The organism is Xenorhabdus sp. SGI246, assembly GCF_040838225.1.
Classification (GTDB): Bacteria; Pseudomonadota; Gammaproteobacteria; order Enterobacterales; family Enterobacteriaceae; genus Xenorhabdus; species Xenorhabdus indica.
In genome coordinates this window covers 110,933-128,850 of the sequence record NZ_JBFPEZ010000002.1, presented here as the reverse complement: position 1 = coordinate 128,850, position 17,918 = coordinate 110,933, and the positions used below count along the sequence as shown (strand labels likewise).

The 17,918-nt window shown below is 45.1% G+C and carries 13 protein-coding genes and 1 pseudogene; 4 read left to right on the top strand and 10 right to left on the bottom strand.

Going from position 1 to position 17,918, the window contains the following annotated elements:
* Positions 1–303: 303 nt before the first annotated feature.
* Positions 304–828, bottom strand: a complete 525-nt coding sequence (locus ABLA85_RS00640) for a pyridoxamine 5'-phosphate oxidase family protein (protein ID WP_367960446.1) — start codon at positions 826–828, stop codon at positions 304–306.
* 344 nt (positions 829–1,172) lie between these two features.
* Positions 1,173–3,521: a Tex family protein gene (locus ABLA85_RS00635; RefSeq protein WP_367960444.1), complete on the bottom strand. Its 2,349-nt coding sequence runs from the start codon at positions 3,519–3,521 to the stop codon at positions 1,173–1,175.
* 362 nt (positions 3,522–3,883) lie between these two features.
* Between ABLA85_RS00635 and greB the strand changes: the two genes are divergently transcribed.
* The 4 genes from greB to ABLA85_RS00615 all read left to right on the top strand — a co-directional run bounded on the left by greB (position 3,884) and on the right by ABLA85_RS00615 (position 6,947).
* Positions 3,884–4,369 (top strand): transcription elongation factor GreB, encoded by a 486-nt coding sequence (greB, locus tag ABLA85_RS00630; protein WP_367960442.1) that lies wholly within the window; start codon positions 3,884–3,886, stop codon positions 4,367–4,369.
* A 171-nt stretch (positions 4,370–4,540) separates the two neighbouring features.
* Positions 4,541–5,260, top strand: coding sequence for a two-component system response regulator OmpR (gene ompR / locus ABLA85_RS00625; RefSeq protein WP_047685160.1), 720 nt, complete (start codon positions 4,541–4,543; stop codon positions 5,258–5,260).
* Between the two features lie 69 nt (positions 5,261–5,329).
* A complete protein-coding gene (locus ABLA85_RS00620) occupies positions 5,330–6,448 on the top strand; it encodes an ATP-binding protein (RefSeq protein ID WP_367960440.1) in 1,119 nt (372 codons plus the stop codon).
* A 349-nt stretch (positions 6,449–6,797) separates the two neighbouring features.
* Complete coding sequence (locus tag ABLA85_RS00615; RefSeq protein ID WP_367960439.1) at positions 6,798–6,947, top strand: hypothetical protein; 150 nt, start codon at positions 6,798–6,800, stop codon at positions 6,945–6,947.
* A 186-nt stretch (positions 6,948–7,133) separates the two neighbouring features.
* Here ABLA85_RS00615 and ABLA85_RS00610 read toward each other — a convergent pair whose 3' ends face one another.
* The 8 genes and pseudogenes from ABLA85_RS00610 to ABLA85_RS00575 form a co-directional block, all read right to left on the bottom strand.
* Entirely contained in the window at positions 7,134–7,679 is a 546-nt protein-coding gene (locus ABLA85_RS00610) for a DUF5625 family protein (protein ID WP_367960437.1), read from the bottom strand.
* A gap of 84 nt (positions 7,680–7,763) precedes the next feature.
* A pseudogene (locus ABLA85_RS00605) lies at positions 7,764–7,877 on the bottom strand (IS110 family transposase); the annotation flags it as partial.
* Positions 7,878–7,886: 9 nt separating this feature from the next.
* Positions 7,887–8,882, bottom strand: coding sequence for a FecCD family ABC transporter permease (locus ABLA85_RS00600; protein WP_367960602.1), 996 nt, complete (start codon positions 8,880–8,882; stop codon positions 7,887–7,889).
* A 56-nt stretch (positions 8,883–8,938) separates the two neighbouring features.
* Complete coding sequence (locus tag ABLA85_RS00595) at positions 8,939–9,949, bottom strand: FecCD family ABC transporter permease (protein WP_367960435.1); 1,011 nt, start codon at positions 9,947–9,949, stop codon at positions 8,939–8,941.
* Between the two features lie 2 nt (positions 9,950–9,951).
* The gene (locus tag ABLA85_RS00590) at positions 9,952–10,749 is read right to left on the bottom strand and encodes an ABC transporter ATP-binding protein (RefSeq protein ID WP_367960434.1); all 798 of its coding nucleotides are present in this window, start codon (positions 10,747–10,749) and stop codon (positions 9,952–9,954) included.
* A gap of 110 nt (positions 10,750–10,859) precedes the next feature.
* Complete coding sequence (locus ABLA85_RS00585) at positions 10,860–12,026, bottom strand: histidine decarboxylase (RefSeq protein ID WP_367960432.1); 1,167 nt, start codon at positions 12,024–12,026, stop codon at positions 10,860–10,862.
* Complete coding sequence (gene basC, locus ABLA85_RS00580; RefSeq protein WP_367960430.1) at positions 12,004–13,359, bottom strand: putative histamine N-monooxygenase; 1,356 nt, start codon at positions 13,357–13,359, stop codon at positions 12,004–12,006. Before basC ends, ABLA85_RS00585 begins: the two co-directional genes overlap by 23 nt.
* Position 13,360: 1 nt before the next feature.
* Positions 13,361–17,860 (bottom strand): amino acid adenylation domain-containing protein, encoded by a 4,500-nt coding sequence (locus tag ABLA85_RS00575; RefSeq protein WP_367960427.1) that lies wholly within the window; start codon positions 17,858–17,860, stop codon positions 13,361–13,363.
* Positions 17,861–17,918: the final 58 nt, after the last annotated feature.

Genomic DNA, 17,918 nt, shown 5'->3' with positions numbered 1-17,918 from the left:
AAAATTAGAAAGTTAGTGATTATGAGAATTATTATCCTCAATAAAGCAAAATTCACAAGGAAAAAGTACATTAATTATTTTGAATTAAAGTACTAATGAGAATAATATGCAATACCAATACTATGTATCTATCACGAATGATGATGGAATAAATTGATAATAATCAGATTCATGATGGTTTTATTGAAATTAAAGTTATGTAAAGAATATCAGGGGGGAGCGAATAACAAGCTCCAATAAGAAATGGAGCTTGTTGATATTTATTTTTTCTATTAATTTTTCAGATGTATTTTGTGTTATTCATTAATTTTTGGGGGGATGAAGCAGGTCACTTAATGGCACCGGAACACGGGCATCATCCTGGTGCTCACTCCAAAGTGTTGAGTCATATACCCACCATGCTTCAATTTTCAATTCGTAGAAACGGCGTATCGCATTACCATAATAATCAGTGATAGGGCGTGCCTTTTTCTTTCTGATATTCTCATCCGGATAAGTTTTCAGGAAGAAGTAATCATATGTTTCTTGTAATTCATCGTCGGGGACTTGATAAGCATGACCAATGAATTGAGAACCTGCGAGTATCAACGATGAGTCAGGCATAGCGAGGCTACTGTATATTGTACCGCTGACACAAGGGTTCATGCACAGCTCCTGCGAGTGCCGGGTATCTTGTTTTGAATACCAAATTAAACTTAATGGATTATATTTAGGAATATAAAAAAGCGTTGATGACCAAACTGATTCTGCGTCTGGATCATTAGTGGCAAGGTTAAAAAATCTTATATTGCTGAGTAAGTCAAAACTGCTTTGGACATATTTATTCATAAATTATTCCTTAACAATTTGAATTTTTGCTATGTTTTTAATTTTATTAAATAAATTACCATAATTATGGCAAGTGTTATTATGAAATATATTGATTATTAAATATATTGCGCGATGAATTATACGGGTTATTAATGAAGAACGTCAGTCATGATCACCTATTTAAATTTATTACATTGGCAATAAAATAAAGTCATCACAATGAAGGTTATGGTTTTTTTATGTATATGATTGAGAAATTTTTTCAGAAATAGAAATAAGATTACATTAATTAAATTTCGTCTTATTGACCAGAATAAACTGGCCCAGTCGGGCCAGTTCAGGAAATAATTTATTGAAAGAGGTTAACGTTTTTTATCAAGAGCGGCTGCCAACGCATCACTCATGATACTGTTGGTCAATGGTGCAGAGTTTGATGAACGGAGATTATGACGACCTTTGCCATTTTTACCGCGCTCATTGCTATTACGTTCATGGCGATTACCACCCTGAGTGTTGCCACGGCGAGCGGGTGCTTCACCTGGTTGTTCATCAAGGCGCATCGTCAGGGCAATACGTTTACGGTTCAGGTCAACATCCATTACCTTAACTTTCACGATATCACCTGTTTTCACGACGGAGTGTGGATCTTCCACAAAGTGATTGGATAGGGAAGAGATATGCACTAATCCATCCTGATGCACGCCAATGTCAACGAAAGCACCAAAGTTGGTGACATTGGTGACAGTGCCTTCCAGAATCATACCTGTTTGCAGATCATTCATTGTTTCAATACCGTCGGCGAAAGTCGCTGTTTTGAACTCAGGACGTGGGTCACGACCGGGTTTCTCCAACTCTTTCAGGATATCGGTGACTGTCGGAATACCGAATTTTTCAGTTGTGAAATCCTGAGCCTTCAAATTGCGAAGAGCGGCTGGATTACCCATCAGTTCCGGCAAAGTCTGTTCTGTCATTGTCAGAATTTTTTCAACGACCGGATAGGCTTCTGGATGAACGGTGGAAGCATCCAGCGGGTTATTGCCCTGATTAATACGCAGGAAGCCCGCACATTGCAGAAAGGCTTTTGGCCCAAGGCGTTGAACTTTCAATAGTTCTGCACGGTTATTGAAACGACCATTCTCGTCACGCCAATTCACGATATTCTGAGCGACAGAGCGAGTCAGGCCGGCTACGCGGGTCAGCAAGGAAACTGAGGCAGTATTCAGATCGACACCAACACTGTTGACACAATCCTCAACGACTGTATCCAGTTTTTTAGCAAGCAGGGTTTGGCTGACATCGTGCTGATACTGGCCGACACCAATGGATTTAGGATCGATTTTCACCAGTTCTGCCAGGGGATCTTGCAGACGGCGGGCGATGGAGACAGCTCCACGCAGAGAAACATCCAAATCAGGGAATTCTTGTGCGGCTAACTCTGAAGCGGAGTAAACAGATGCGCCAGCTTCGCTGACCACGACTTTCTGCGCAGTAACGTCAGGATACTGTTTCTGAACATTGGCAAAGAAACGTTCTGTTTCACGGGATGCAGTACCATTACCGATGGCTACCAGATCAACATTGTATTTGGTACACAAGGCTGCAACGACGGCTGCTGCTTTGTTTTCCTGACCAGTATGCGGGTAAATGGTATCCGTAGCGAGCAGTTTGCCTGTCGCATCTACAACCGCAACTTTTACTCCTGTGCGGAGACCCGGATCTAATCCCATTGTGGAGCGCATTCCTGCAGGTGCTGCCATCAACAGATCGTTCAGGTTACGGGCGAAAACGTTGATCGCTTCATTTTCAGCTTTTTCGCGCAGCGTCCCCATCAATTCGGTTTCCATGTGTAACAGCACTTTAATGCGCCATGTCCAGTTCACGACAGCTTTGCGCCAATTATCAGCCGGCGCGTTATTCAGGCGCAGGTTCAAATGCTCTGTGATGATCTGTTCGCAGTAGCTTGCCTTAGGTGCTTCTTCAAATTGAGGGTCAGCATTCAGGGATAGTTGCAGGATACCTTCATTGCGTCCGCGGAACATGGCAAGGGCACGGTGGGATGGTACAGAGCTGATGGCTTCATGGTGGTCAAAGTAATCGCTGAATTTGGCACCTTCTTCCTCTTTACCTTCAACAACTTTGGCAACCAGATGTGCATTTTTCCACAAATATTCACGTATTTTCACCAACAAAGAGGCATCTTCAGAAAAACGTTCCATCAGGATATAGCGAGCACCATCCAATGCGGCTTTGGTATCTGCAACGCCTTTGTCAGCATTAACATAAGCAGTTGCAGCCGATTCCGGCTCTTGCTGTGGGTCTTGCCACAGCAGGTCTGCCAATGGTTCCAGCCCGGCCTCAATGGCAATCTGCCCACGGGTACGGCGTTTAGGTTTATAGGGCAGATAGAGGTCTTCCAGCTCGGTTTTGCTCAGAGTGGTATTAATGGCTTCAGCTAATTCATCCGTTAATTTTCCCTGTTCTTGAATGGATTTCAAGATAGTCTGGCGACGGTCTGACAGTTCGCGTAGATAACCAAGGCGGTTTTCAAGCTGGCGAAGCTGTGTATCATCCAGACCACCGGTGGCCTCTTTACGGTAACGGGCAACAAAGGGAACAGTATTGCCTTCATCAAGTAAGGTAATAGCTGCCAGGACTTGTTGTGGTTGAGCCTGTAGCTCACCAGCAATGATTCGACTTAAAGATTCATTCATGGTCTGTTTTCTTTAACTTTCTCAGCACCTGTAGATATCAGTAGACAGGGCTAATTTTATCTGATCTACCCTTCATTCAAATTGCTTTTTGATGGCAGCAACTTGAAATCCATTAAGTACAGATGCTGACAGGGTTCAAACTTGACACCATTATATACGTACAGAGCGCGATAATTTCCATTTTATGCCTTTTATCTTTCAGGTTACCTGTTTTTGGGTTGTTACTTATTGTTGTGATGCAGCTCGAGATCTATCAGGGATAGCACAATATTTCTGTCAGGTTGCGACAGAATTCATCGAATATCTGCACGGTTAAGATATAGTACTGCGCCATTAATCATATTTTCTCAAGTGGGGTTTTCATGGGCAAAAGTAACTACATTACCCGAGAAGGCTGGCTGGCGCTTGATCAGGAACTGAAGTATCTCTGGAAAATTGAGCGTCCAAAAGTCACTCAGGCTGTGTCTGATGCAGCCGCATTAGGGGATCGTTCAGAGAATGCAGAATATATTTATGGTAAAAAAAGGTTAAGGGAAATTGACCGCCGTGTGCGTTTTTTATCCAAGAGATTGGATGTACTGCAAATTGTGGATGCTGATCCGCGGCAGGAAGGCAAAGTTTTTTTCGGGGCCTGGGTTAAAGTCGAAAACGAAAACGCTGAAGAATATATTTTTCGCTTAGTGGGGCCGGATGAATTTGACCCTGGCAAAAAATGGATTTCAATTGATTCACCTGTGGCAAGGGCGCTGCTTGGTAAGCAGGTCGATGATGAAATTACCGTCATGACACCTAATGGTAAGGTGATTTACTGGATATTGGAAATTAGTTACCAGCCATTGGAAGCATAAAAATCAGATGTAAATGGAAACAGGAAAACAAGGATGAAAAACAGAAACATAAGCAATCATTGCCAATATTATAAATATTCATAGAATACATGGCCTTAGTATCTTTTAGAGCATGGATTTTCTGTGAGAATAATGGATATTGCGAGCATGGAACATCTTGGGAGCTGAAACATGCAAGAGAGTTATAAAATCCTTGTTGTTGATGATGATATGCGTTTACGCGTATTGTTGGAGCGCTATTTATCGGAGCAAGGTTTTCAAGTTCGTTGTGTTGCAAATGCAGAGCAGATGGATCGATTGTTGACCAGAGAATCTATTCAATTGATTGTACTGGATTTAATGCTGCCGGGCGAAGATGGGTTGTCTATCTGTCGAAGATTGAGAAGCCAGCATAACCCGCTTCCCATCATTATGATCTCCGCGAAAGGGGAAGAAGTTGACCGGATTGTGGGTCTGGAAATCGGTGCAGATGATTACCTTGCGAAACCTTTTAATCCGCGGGAACTATTGGCTCGTATCCGTGCTGTCCTGCGCCGTCACTCTAATGAATTGTCTGGCGCTCCGACACCGGATAACGCGATAGTTACCTTTGGTAAGTTTAAGTTGGATCTTGGGACTCGTGAAATGTTTCATAAAGATGAACAACTGTCCCTGACCAGTGGTGAATTCTCTGTACTGAAAGCATTGGTATCTCACCCCCGTGAACCTTTATCACGGGATAAGTTGATGAGTCTGGCACGAGGCAGGGAGTATGGTGCGATGGAGCGTTCCATTGATGTCCAGGTTTCCCGTTTACGTCGTTTGATTGAAGAAGATCCTGCCCATCCTCGTTATATCCAGACTGTTTGGGGACTAGGATATGTTTTTGTTCCTGATGGTAGTAAGGCATGAGTTGTCAAGGTTAGATTAATAATTAGCAAGGCGTATATAAATTGTAGTCAAGCATAATTGGAAGAAAGCATGAAAAAATTCAGGCTCTCACGGCATGGTGTATTCCCCCGTGCCCTGTATTGGATACTGGTGATGCTGTTGGGCAGCCTGACGGTCAGTTCTTTGGCCGCTTATCTACTATTATTAGTATTGGAAAAAATATTATTTATCAGCGTGTTATCGTATATCTTCATCAGTGTGTTGGCGACAGTATTATTCGTTTCTACGGCATTCTGGTTTTATCTGCGTGCCCAAAAACAGCACTTAACCACCATACAGCAAGCAATAATAAAGATGGGAAAAGGGCAAGTCGTTACGGCATTACCTGAATCGGGAGCACCTGCCATCCAGTCAGTTATACGGGCATTTAATCAAATGTCGGTGAGGGTTAAATCATTGGAAGATGAGCGTGTCATTTTTATGGCAGGTATAAGCCATGACTTACGTACCCCGCTGACTCGTATACGGTTAGCGATCGAAATGATTGGTGGAGAAGATGATTTCCTGTATGAGTCGATTAATCGTGATATTGAAGAGTGCAATACAATCATTAATCAATTTATCAATTACCAGCGGTCCGGGCTGGATGCCGTAATAGTCCGCTGTGAATTAAATCAACTTATTGAGGACGTGATTGGTGCAGAAAAAGCGGTAATGGCAGAGAAGACGAACACGGAAAATAATAATAGTGCCGAAAAAAATATCGAAGATAACCTGTCCGCTGTTCCTGTTTTCATTATGGCTAATCCGCTTTCAGTTAAACGTGTTCTGGCGAATATGTTCACTAATGCCCATCGCTATGGCAACGGTTGGATCCGCATCAGTAGTGGGGCTACTGAACAATTTGGCTGGTTTCAAATAGAAGATAACGGGACAGGTATAACACAAGAAGAAGCTGAGATTTTGTTTCAGCCTTTCAGGCAGGGAAAACAGAGTTACAGTAATAAACTCCATCATCATAATATCCATCATCATAATAGTGGCGTCGGCTTGGGGCTTGCTATTATCCGCCGTATCATCGACAAACATGACGGTTATCTTGACATAAGCAGAAGTGAGAAAGGTGGGTTATCCATTCGCGCTTATATTCCATTAGCGGCTGAACCATCCGCTGTAGAACCATCAGTCATAGATCGAGTCTGTTCATAATACGTGTAAGATGTTGGCATAGTGAAATAACTGCAACATAACGCTTTGGAGTCATGACCAGCAATTCTAAAAATCAATTCTTAGAGAGCGATATTGATTTACATTAAAATATTCTGCTTTATATTTTTAATTTAAGTTAGGCTAATATAGCGTTGGATTTAAGCCAATCTAATTTAATGTTAATTTTATCATAATTGGATTTATCTAATTTCTATTCGACATCTTTTCTTAAAATTGTTCTCATCCCCTGAACGTTCTAGGTAATTCAACTCATAGTGTCAGGTAAGCGTAGTCTGGCAATAGACTGTACTTATTCGACATATCGATAGCACTAATTTACAGAAGAGTTGTGAACACCATTCTGTGTAATTATAACCGTCTCAATTGGGCTAGTTGGCAAAAACAAATCACGTTGCGTCTTATTATTACCACTCCAAATAGTACTGCTGCATGGGAAGCACTTCTGGATGTAGCCAGCAGCTCAACCACTGTCAATTAATCCATTAATTAACAATATATATACGAATCATATTCGTATATATATTGTGGATATGACAATTTTCCCGCCAGCGTTTGAAAACACGCTATGCCAACATTTTACATGTATTATGAACAGCCCCGTTCTGGCAAGGATACTCTTCCTACATTATAGATTACCTGAAACATTACGGTAATGCGACAAAACCTACATTTTTGGATCATGAGAGGTGAACCAAACAACAGTCATAATATCCTTAAATTCAATAATGCTATCTAGATTGGTAATGGTGGCAGAATAATGCCCAAGAGATAACTCAAGTGTTTTAATTTTTCGCACTAATACAGATATCTTTTCTTCATCTTTATACTTGAAGTGAATTTTCCCTTCACAGCCCCATGCATTTATTTTCTCGTCAAGAAAAACCTTACCATCCTTAACCATGCGAAGAGAAAATGGAGTTATAATCCCATAGTTATTAGGATCTCCCACTAATTTATTCCAGTTTTCGCATGTTATATTACGATATTTATCTCCTAGCATAAACAACAAGTTAAAATGATAATTTCCTGTTTCTTTGATTTCAAACTCAAAATTTGCTGATTGACCCGACTCGGTTACATTTAATGGTTTGAGTTCGAATATAGTATAAGGATTACTATCGCAGATTCCCGACCAGATACTCAGACTTAAAAAAATAATAGTTACTTTACACCAATACTTGGACCAATTAGATTTCTGTAATACCTTCATCGTAGCACCTTAAACGCAATTATATTGTGAAAAACATTAACGTAAATCCGAAAAGAGATACAAACGCCATTGCAACATACCTGGCGCGTTTATCTGGAGGGTTCTGAACTTCACCAATTGCTGACGCATTCGGTGAAGTGCCAGGATCGCCTGTTGTTCTTCCGCCTTGACAGCGATGAACTTGGCGGGTTGCTGAACCCCAGATATTCAGCGATTACGTAGTGCATTCAGCCGCATCGTCAGGATGAACAGGGGTACGCCAATGAGTGTGAAGCTCAAACCGACAGGGAGAAAAACTCCTGCCGGGGCTGCTTTCGTCAAGATATCCGCGGTGACAACCAGATTGCCGCCCACCAGAGCGGAAAGAAACAGTCGGGCGCGGCCTGTGGCCGATGAAATAAAGCTGGCCAGATGCGGCGCCAGTATCCCCAGAAAGCTCAATGGTCCTACTGCGGTGACAGACGCTGCGCTTAACAGGACAGAAAACATCATCAGCAATGGACGGGAATATTTGATAGGCTCCCCAAGGGACATCGCAAGTTCGTTTCCAAGCTCATAGCGGTTTAAAGCGGGGCCAGTGATCAGAATTCCGATAATACTCAATAAGAATAATGGGATGAATGATGCGATAATTGCCCAACTGGCTTGAAACAACGATCCTTGCATCCAGCCAGCAAGATTCAAGGATAACTCTGTCGGAAGATAGAGAATAAGAAAAGAGCTGACAGAACTAAGAACGGATGAGACGGCAATCCCCATCAGCAAAATTGCCAAGCCACTTGCGCGATTATTGCCGACGAGCAAAGTCAAAAACAACGCAACAATCAGTCCGCCAGCCAGTGCAGCAAGGACGATCAACATCTTAGGTGCGGAAGGAACAAACGCCAGTAAGACTATGATCATCGTCATAGATCCCTGACTTATGCCAAAAAGGCCGGGGTCGGCCAGCGGATTACGAGCAATTGGCTGCAAAATAGCACCGGCAAGGGCTGCGCACCAACCCACCATCAGTCCCAATAAAATATGAGGTATCCGTACAACCCAGAGTGCATAAAATTGGTGGTGCTCAAGGGAATATCCGAAAAGCATATGCGTGAATTCACGTATACCAACGTTCGTAACCCCGACGTTTAAAGAAATAGCCACGAGTATGATCGTGATGGTAAATAGGCATAAACCGATTTTTATATCACGAGTACGCATCTGCAACCCATTGGCGAAACGTAATACCCTTTGTCCGTCTGTTGCCTGATCGAAGTTCATAACGATCTCTCCGATGTTGTTGAAATATAGCGCTTTCTGATGATCCAGATAAAAAACAGCCCTCCCAAAAAATCCATCAGAATACCGGTATGTATGACATAAGGCTGGAAGAGTGTCTGCGCACAGAGATTAGCAATCAGGCAGATACTTGCCCCCGTCAGAGCACAAGCTGGCAGCGACAGCATAAAATTCTGACCAACCAGAGGCTTGACAATATGGGGTACAACCAGCCCGACGAAACCAATCGGACCGCATATGGCAACGGCAGAACTGGATGCAACTATGGCTGAAATCAGCGCAAGGCGTGAAACAAGCGTTGCATTCGCGCCAATCGAAAGCGCCTTTTCATAACCGAGCAGAATCAGTGTCAGTGGACGTGCCAGTAATAAAAGTACCATCAAGGCCAGTATCCCGAACCACCAGAAATGGTGAAGTCTTGTGATATAAGTATGATTGATAGCTCCTGCTAACCAACTCAAATATTCGGTTCTTAATGCAGGATGGGCAAGAAGAACAGCATTGCTTATCCCAAGATAAAGCATTGCTATTAATGTGCCTGACAGTATCAATAGCAAGTTGCGAGAAACGCCGTTAACGCCCGCCAGGCGAGATACTGCAAGAGATGACAGAAAACCGAATAACCCGCCGGCTAGGGCTGCTATGCCTTGTAATGTCAGATCAAACTCAAAGCTGATTGCGCCTATTATGACAAACAGTGTCGCACCGGCATTGATTCCCAATGTTGATGAGGAGGCCAGTGGATTGCGGATAAGCCCCTGGAAGACGAGACCACTGCATGCCATCACCGCACCGACATAAACAGAAATCAAAGCCCGTGGCAGTCGCTGGTATAAAATAACTGCCTGCTCATAGTCTTGCGGTTCGGGCTGTGTTAAGGCTGCATAAATTTGCGAAATCGACGCAATATTCACGCCAAAAGAGAGACTAGAAAAAAAGATCAGCAGCAATACAAAAGGTGCGAATATAAAGAACAGACTGGATTTCATCGTCATACTCCGGACTGATTACCAGGGTGGTTTATGCCCGGATAAGGCTGACAGATAAGGCTGCCGTTATAACTGAAAATATCGGCCGGAATATCGAATACGCGTCGGATATTATCTACCGTTATCGTTTTATTAACAGCCCCTGCTGCAATAACGCTGCCAGTATTCAGCATTACTACATCATCGGCAAAAGTCGTTATTAGATTTAAATCATGTAACACCACAATGATGGTTTTTCCGTGCTGGAGTGAGAGATCGCGAACCAATTTAAGCACTGTGTATTGATATTTGATATCTAGGTGGTTCACTGGCTCGTCCATAAGAATGATATCAGTGTCCTGCGCAAGCACCATCGCTACCCAAGCGCGCTGGCGTTGCCCTCCTGAAAGGGAGTTGACTTGAGAACCTGCCTTATCGGCCAAGCCGACGATTTCCAGTACATCATGAAACAATTTGCGATCCCGTGAGGATGGCCCGCCGAAAAGCGAATTGCGCCCACAAGCTGCCAGCTCGATCAACTCTCCCAGTGTCATGTAATCCGGGCAGTGGCATTCCTGCGGCAGATAAGAGACTTTTCGAGCCAGCGCTTTACGACCTATCCCTGTAATTTGCTTACCTTCCAACAGAATTTCTCCGCTTTTCAGGGGGATGAAACCCATGATGGACTTCAGAAGTGTCGACTTACCGCAGCCATTAGACCCGACGAGTGCAGTGATGCGTCCTTGGGCAAAGTCTACTGACAAATCATGCAATACGGTTTTCTTGCCGTAAGTTGCGGTGATATTTTTTGCTGTAAGCACCAAAGGCTCCTTCAGTTTATCTTATATAAAATAAATTACAGTGTAATAGTTATGATTTGGCTAGCATACCAAAATCACAGGGTAAGCCCCAATATAGTTGTTTTTACCTCTTACATAACAGCATCTATGACAGCATCCTGCACTTGAGTTATCTGGCGCGATTCAGCAATGACATCGTTGATTAATGCATCAATTTTACTACTGTCGTGATGATGTGCTGTGGTGATTAGGTGTGCAATATTTCCCGACGTTGCCAGACAATGCTTCTTCCAGACGGCTGCCGATGGGCATGGAAATACCACCGTAATAGAGTTGTCATGACGCCAAGCGTTTATCCCGGCAGCACGGAAACACTTGACGGCATATTGTGCCATCTCTAGGCAGTGTTTGGTGCGGCGTTGCCAATCGGCAAACGAGTGACTGCGAATGGCCGCCCACATCATGAGTGGCGTCTGGCCATTACGTGACCCTGAGATGGTCTTGTCCTGAGCCGAAATGTAATCAACATCGACTGTAATACGCTCAACGTTTTTCCGTTTTGCAACAACAACCCCGCAAGGAATGGGGGAACCTATCATTTTGTGTCCAGAGACACAGATAGAGTCGATACCATCTGCAAAGGTAAAAGGCTGCGGGTTCTCTACGAACGGCAAGATCATCCCACTTAAGGCAGCGTCAGCGTGCAGATAGTAATTCTCGCGAGCAATACCGACTTGCTGCATACTTTGTTGAATGATCTTTATGTTATCCACCGCACCGCGCAATGTCGTGCCGATATTGGCAAAGATGATTGGATGTGGTTCTTTATGAGTGATGATCTTCTGTATCAGGTCGTTATAATCTATCTCACCAGTGGGTAAGGATTCTACTAAACAAGATTTGATACGCAGTAACTTAACGATTTTTGCCACCGAATAATGCGTATCTTTTGAATAATAAAGTGTCCCCTCCGGGAATAGTTCTCGCCCAAGATAGCAGCCGAACATATTACCCTCCGTTCCTCCGTTGGTAACATAACCCCAACTGTCTTCGAAAGGGATTTTGAACAGTTCAGCAAAGTATTTCATGACCTCTTTTTCGAACTCAAAAGAGTTTAAGAGATAGTTGCACTCCGCTCCCCAGTCACCACAATTATTGATAGAGAACTGCATGAATCTCTGTAAATAAGAGTAATCAAAGTCTGAGGACTCAGGATAGCCGATATTAAAATACTGGTTTTTAATACAGTAATGCCAAAACGCATCTAGCCTGTTCTTATCGGCAACGGACAATGTCATCTTTATCTCCGGTATTGTAACACTCTGGCAGACCAAAGCTCTGGAATGACGAATTTTGAGGCAAGCGATAATATTCTCGCCCAAGAAGCTGGTTGGCAATAATCCCATTGCGATACGCACCAAGCCCCAGATCGGGAGAGCCAATACCGTGCTGAAAAATCTCAGCATTCTGGACGAAAATATGGCCTTTTCCTTTGTCAAGGCGCTGAGCACTAAAGTCCTCTTTTACAATAAAATCGCCATAATCATCGGTTGCAAGCACTGTATTTTTGAGACCTTCTAACCATTCGGGACTGGTATGCTCATAACCTGTTGCAGCGACAATAGCATCGGTTTCAATGACGCCAACTTTATCGAGATGCTGATGACGAAAAATGACCCGCAGTGCCTCAGAGTCTCCAGTGTTTTCCACCTGCTCGACTTCGCAGTTTGAAACAAGCAAAATTCCTGGATCACGACCGCCGATGGAGCCTTCATACAAAATGTCGAAGATATCTGCGATAGTTGAGAAGCTGATACCTTTATAAAGTCCTCCCTGACCCGCCACGATCTTGCGGCGTTTCTCTCTTGTTATACTGTGAAAATGGTTCATGTAGGCCGGCGTGAAACATTCCTGACCGAGTTTCGATGATTCCATAGGATGAAAACCGGCAGATCGGGTGATCCACTGGATTGAAGCACCGGCCTCTATCATTTCAGGCGTCAATGCCTTATAGAGTGCCAGCACGCATTCGGCAGCACTTTGCCCTGAACCAATTACCGTGACACGTCGGCACGTTGAGAGCTGTGCACGTCTGTTTATGAACTCTGCCGAATGTAAGATAGGAGCTTTGGTCTGGATTTTAGCCCACTTAGGCAAAAACGGAGCGGTTCCTATACCGATAGCAAGGTTACGACTGTAATACTGATGCGTCGATCCCGTATGAGACTTACTTTCAATAATGAAATGATCGGGAACCGGATCATAAGCCACATCAATGACATTTTCACCGAACTGGCAGGAGGGAAGCTGTTGCGTCACCCAGCGGCAATAATGGTCATATTCCTGGCGTGGGATCTGAAAGTTTTCATAATAGTAGAATTTGTAAAGACGATCATGCTTATGAAGATAATTAAGAAAACTCAGAGGGTGTGTAGGCTCTGCCATTGTTACCAGGTCCGCTAGGAATGGAACCTGCAGCGTTGTACCGGGTAACAGGAGACCCTCATGCCAGCGAAACTCAGGCTTACGTTCGAGGAAAAGGCTGGTCAGATTAGTGTGTGACGAAAGCAGCGCCGCCAATCCCAGATTGAAGGGGCCAATACCAATACCGATCAGGTCAATATCATTCATATTAATAATCCGGACTGTTTTCTAAAGTTTTTTCATTAAGATGCTGTTCGACTTCTGCCACGTTACGGCAACGCAGCAGTTGCGAGAGCGAAAGCACGATCGCAAATTCCTCACAGATCCGTGCCGAAATTGTTTTCAGATGCTGAGGACGCAGCCCCATGCTGATGAAGTCGCTGGCTCCATCAATGTGGCTAGCGTGCGATTGGCCGAGTACGTCCAGATAAATTTCCAGCACCTTCTTTTTCATCGCTGTTTCTCGCGTAGAAAAAGAGTCGTGCCGAATAGGCGGTTGTTCATGCACCGATTCCATCAGCAGGCTACGTGCTTTAGAGCGATCAGGTTTGCCATTTGGTGAGAGCGGTAATTCGGTGACAGGCAGGATCCTTGTTGGGATATGCGATGGTGGCAGACATTGGCAGGCATATTTGCGCAATTCTGCTCCTGACAAAGTATCCTCTTGTAGCGGCACATAAAGTACGCCGATGGAAGTCTCACCGTGCATTTCCTCGCCATAGTCCACCACAAGAACATGCTTAACCGATGGATGGCGAACCAGTTCATTCTCGATGTCCGGCAACGAAATACGTACTCCACGTACTTTGACGTAACCGTTGACACGGCTATCGAAGACAATGATGCCATCACGACGATAGTGCCCATGATCACCGGTCCGGAACGCGCGGATCTCTTCTCCGTTTGTATCCTTGATGGTCACAAAATTGGTCTGGGTGAGGCTTCCGTTTTCCAGATAACCCAATGCGACATTGACGCCTGCCGTATGAATAAGGCCAGTAACACCCACCGGGCAATGATCGCCATGTCTGTTTAGCAGAAAATAGCTGTTAGCCGGTAAGGGCTTTCCATAAGGGATCAGATTAACATCGTCCAACCCTATTTCATGCCATATACTCCATATAGTCGTCTCTGTTGGTCCCCCCAACGAAATCAACCGTACTGACGGCAGGAGCGTACGCAGGCTACCAATAACAGTCGGTTTGATGTAATCGCCACCCTGAGCAATCAGCCGCAGGCTTTTCAATTCATTCCCCTGGCGGCACGCGAGAAGCATTTCCAGAATAGCGGGTACAGAGCACCATAATGTCACCTTGTGCTTGGCAACCAACTGGTTCCAGCGTAGTGCATCCTTTTCTTCACCGATAGCGGGAAGAACAAGGGTCGCACCTACAGTCAGGCAGCCAAAAACGTCGAAGACCGACATATCATGATGCAAAGGCGTGACAGAAATGAAGACATCCCGGTTTGTTACGGACCATTCGTCAAGGGTACTGGTGATGACATTCGATGTTGATTTATTGGATAAAACAACGCATTTCGGCCTTCCGGTTGTTCCGGATGTGTAGAGGTAGTAGGCGGGCGCTTCGCTTGATGAGAGGGCGTCAAGCATAAGCGGAAGTTCCGCCAAGGGCTCGGCAGACAAGAGTTTTTCAGGTGTTTCTGCTGGATGTTCAATCTCTTCTCTTTTTGTTGTTACCACAAGATCTGGATGGCAGTTTTCAAGGAGATAATGCAGTCGCTCTGAGGGAGAATCTGCGTCTATCGGAACCCAGATTACCCCCGTCAACGCACAGGCTAGGGTCACGGCCGTGTGCTCAGGCCCACGGTGCATACAGAGGGCAACGACACTGCCCTTGGAAAGCCCTTTCTCCATGAAAGCTCCCATTATTCGACGTACATTACGCCCCAGTTCGGCGTAGCTGACATGCCTGTCGCCACTGATAAGTGCCGTTTTGGTGTTTTTGCTATCGAAGATATTGGTGGCTATCCGGCTGAGAAAACGCCCGCAGTGAAAATCAGCTTCAATGCCATTCAATCGATAGTGGTTCGTATCGATAATATCCTGCGCCGAAATTGCGAATACGCCTGAAGCTGCGATGGCCTGTATTGCCTTGCCTATAGCTCTTAAAATATCTTGAACGAGAGCCGATTCAATCGCCGCAGTGGCATAATCGATGTCAAAGACAAGCGCTTTGTCTGCATTGATCGAAAAACGAATATCCATCGCAACTTGTGGTGTCTGTGTCAGCCCACTGTGCAACCGCATACAACTGTCCTGACCTGATACCGGCCACGAAAGCCCGTTGGTAATCACCACCGGTAAAACAGGGCCAGCACCATGCTTTTCAACCAGAAGCCGGGTAATGTCTATACCTGAAAATGCAAGATGTTCGAGCCCTTCCAGCACATCGTTCTGTAAGGTGTTGGCTCGCTCAGAAAGGTTGCCCTGTTCAGCATGCCAGTTGACTACAATAAAACTTGAACGATTGCACAAAACACCGGATACCTGCGGCGCGACGGGAACACCGATGAACAAACTCTTCTCTTCGATCCAATGGGACATAACCTCAAGTACCAGTGTCATGATGGTAGAATTCTTGAAAAGCATTTGCTTGGCGCCGGCTTTCGACACTGCGATATAATCTTCCCGTGCTACAATCAGGCTTTGCCGTGCATAGAGGGAAGTGCCTATTTGTGCCAGTGGTTTTGTCCACGGAAACCGTAGTGGACTGCTGACTGCCTCAAGCTTTGTTTTCCAATATGCTTCATCCATCTTGCGTCTTTCAGAGATATCTTCCCCATCCAAGGGGGCATCAGTATCCGCCACGATTGATACCTTACCCTCGAAAAGCTCTACCATCAGGGCGGCTATAGACCGTCCATCAAGGATCAGGGCGTCGAAACGAACAAACGCGATCAGATTATCCTCTTCCGGTTTATTTTCCGGCAAACAGAACAGCGTGATGCCCCACGGAGAGCGATCCAAATCGAAAAGCGCATGCGCAAATTCTTCACGGTAGTTTTCCACATGACGGAGTGCCTCTTCCCGTGACATGGTGCTGAGGTCAATTTGCTGTAAATGGATATCCGCTTCTGCGCTAACATATTGAACGAGTCGTTTTGCATCTATTCGGGTGCGCAAACTTTCATGTCGCTGAACCATATCCGTTAGGTGATTTCGCAGATGTGCCAATTCCATGCGTCCGCGGTATTCGCGAAATTCTTGCATCGCAACGCCACTAAGCGGTAATTCTGCTCGCCGCCCCAGCAGATATGCCAGTTGCAGGGAGGTTAATGGTTTTTCCATGCTGTTCTTCTGGTCGATTTTTACAGTAGAGTCAGTGGCGCTGATTCTGGCTGTCGGTGATGGGGCTGCTACTTCATCGGGTGAATGTATTTCATCGGGTAAATGTATTTCATCAGGTGAATGTATTGCCTCATTGAAGCGTTGCGGATATGTGGCGATTTCACGGACGAAATTGACAAAACTGTCGAACATTGGGGTTATCCATTCTTCTGGCAGCATATCCAGACGAATATCCCAGTTGATGAGAATACCACCGTCGGCGGAAGCAACTTGTGCGTCGAGCGCAACTTGAGGACCTTGTGAGATAACCCAGTTCATGGGACCAAATGCGTGCCTGACGCGATCTGAGAGGAGTTCTCCCCTTGGTATATCCAGTGCCGCGGTGAAGACGACAGGAGTCAATTGCGTCGCACCATGATGTCGGGAAAGATCGCGCATCAGATTCACACCTGGATAAGCCGAATGGGCGAGCAAATCTGTCAGTTGCCCGCCAAGTCGTTTACAAAGATCAGCAGGGCTTTCTGCTTCATTGATACCCACGCCGAGAATGAGCACATTAGAGAAATCGCCAACGATCCTCTCCACGTTATCCACAAGGGGGGAACGCCAGAACATCGGCACATTGAGCCTAAAGCATTTATCTCCGGTATGCCTTCCAAGAACAATAGAGAAAAGTCCCAGCATCAAGCTCGACATGGTTATCCTGTGTGTTCGAGCAAGTTTTTTCAACGCCTGACGCTCGTCTGGCTGGAGCCAGGCTGCCAGACGATGGCTGCGAGCCTGATTGGTCAAAGTTTTGTTAATAGGCAACACAGGGGCAGGCGGAATGTGTGGAATACGTGAGCGCCACCAGATTCTGTCCCTTTCACGGGCCGCTTTTAAATAGGGATCGGTGCGTACCTGGTCGCACCAGTCGAAATAGGACGCGATTACCGGAGCCGGCTGATCCGGGTTATCATAAAATATCGCCAGATCCTCCATTAATACCCTGAAACTCGAAGGATCGATAGCTATCATATCTGTATCGACATGCAGGCGAAATTTCCCGCCATCTCGCAGACTGAGCGAAAAACGGGATGCCTGACCAGAAGAAAGATCAAGCTTCTGATGAGTCCACTCCACGCGTTTAACAAGAAGTAACCTTGCCTCCTCCTGTTCTGGTAATCCCCTAAAATCCTCAATCTCCAGCAACAACGACTCATCGGATGGAATAACAGACTGAAGCCCTTCAGCGTTGACACAGAGTCTTAGCATGGGGTGCAGAGAACAAACGCGTTCCAAAGCCTGTTTAAATTTTTCTATCTTAATGTCATAGCCGTCGAATTCAGCATAAAGGTGCGCGGCAACGCCTCCCAAATCGGTCTGAACGTTACGTCCGACCCAGCAGGCTGCCTGCATTGACGTTAATTCTCTCATAGTTTATTCACGTGGTTGAAAAATCTTGATTAATGGAGCA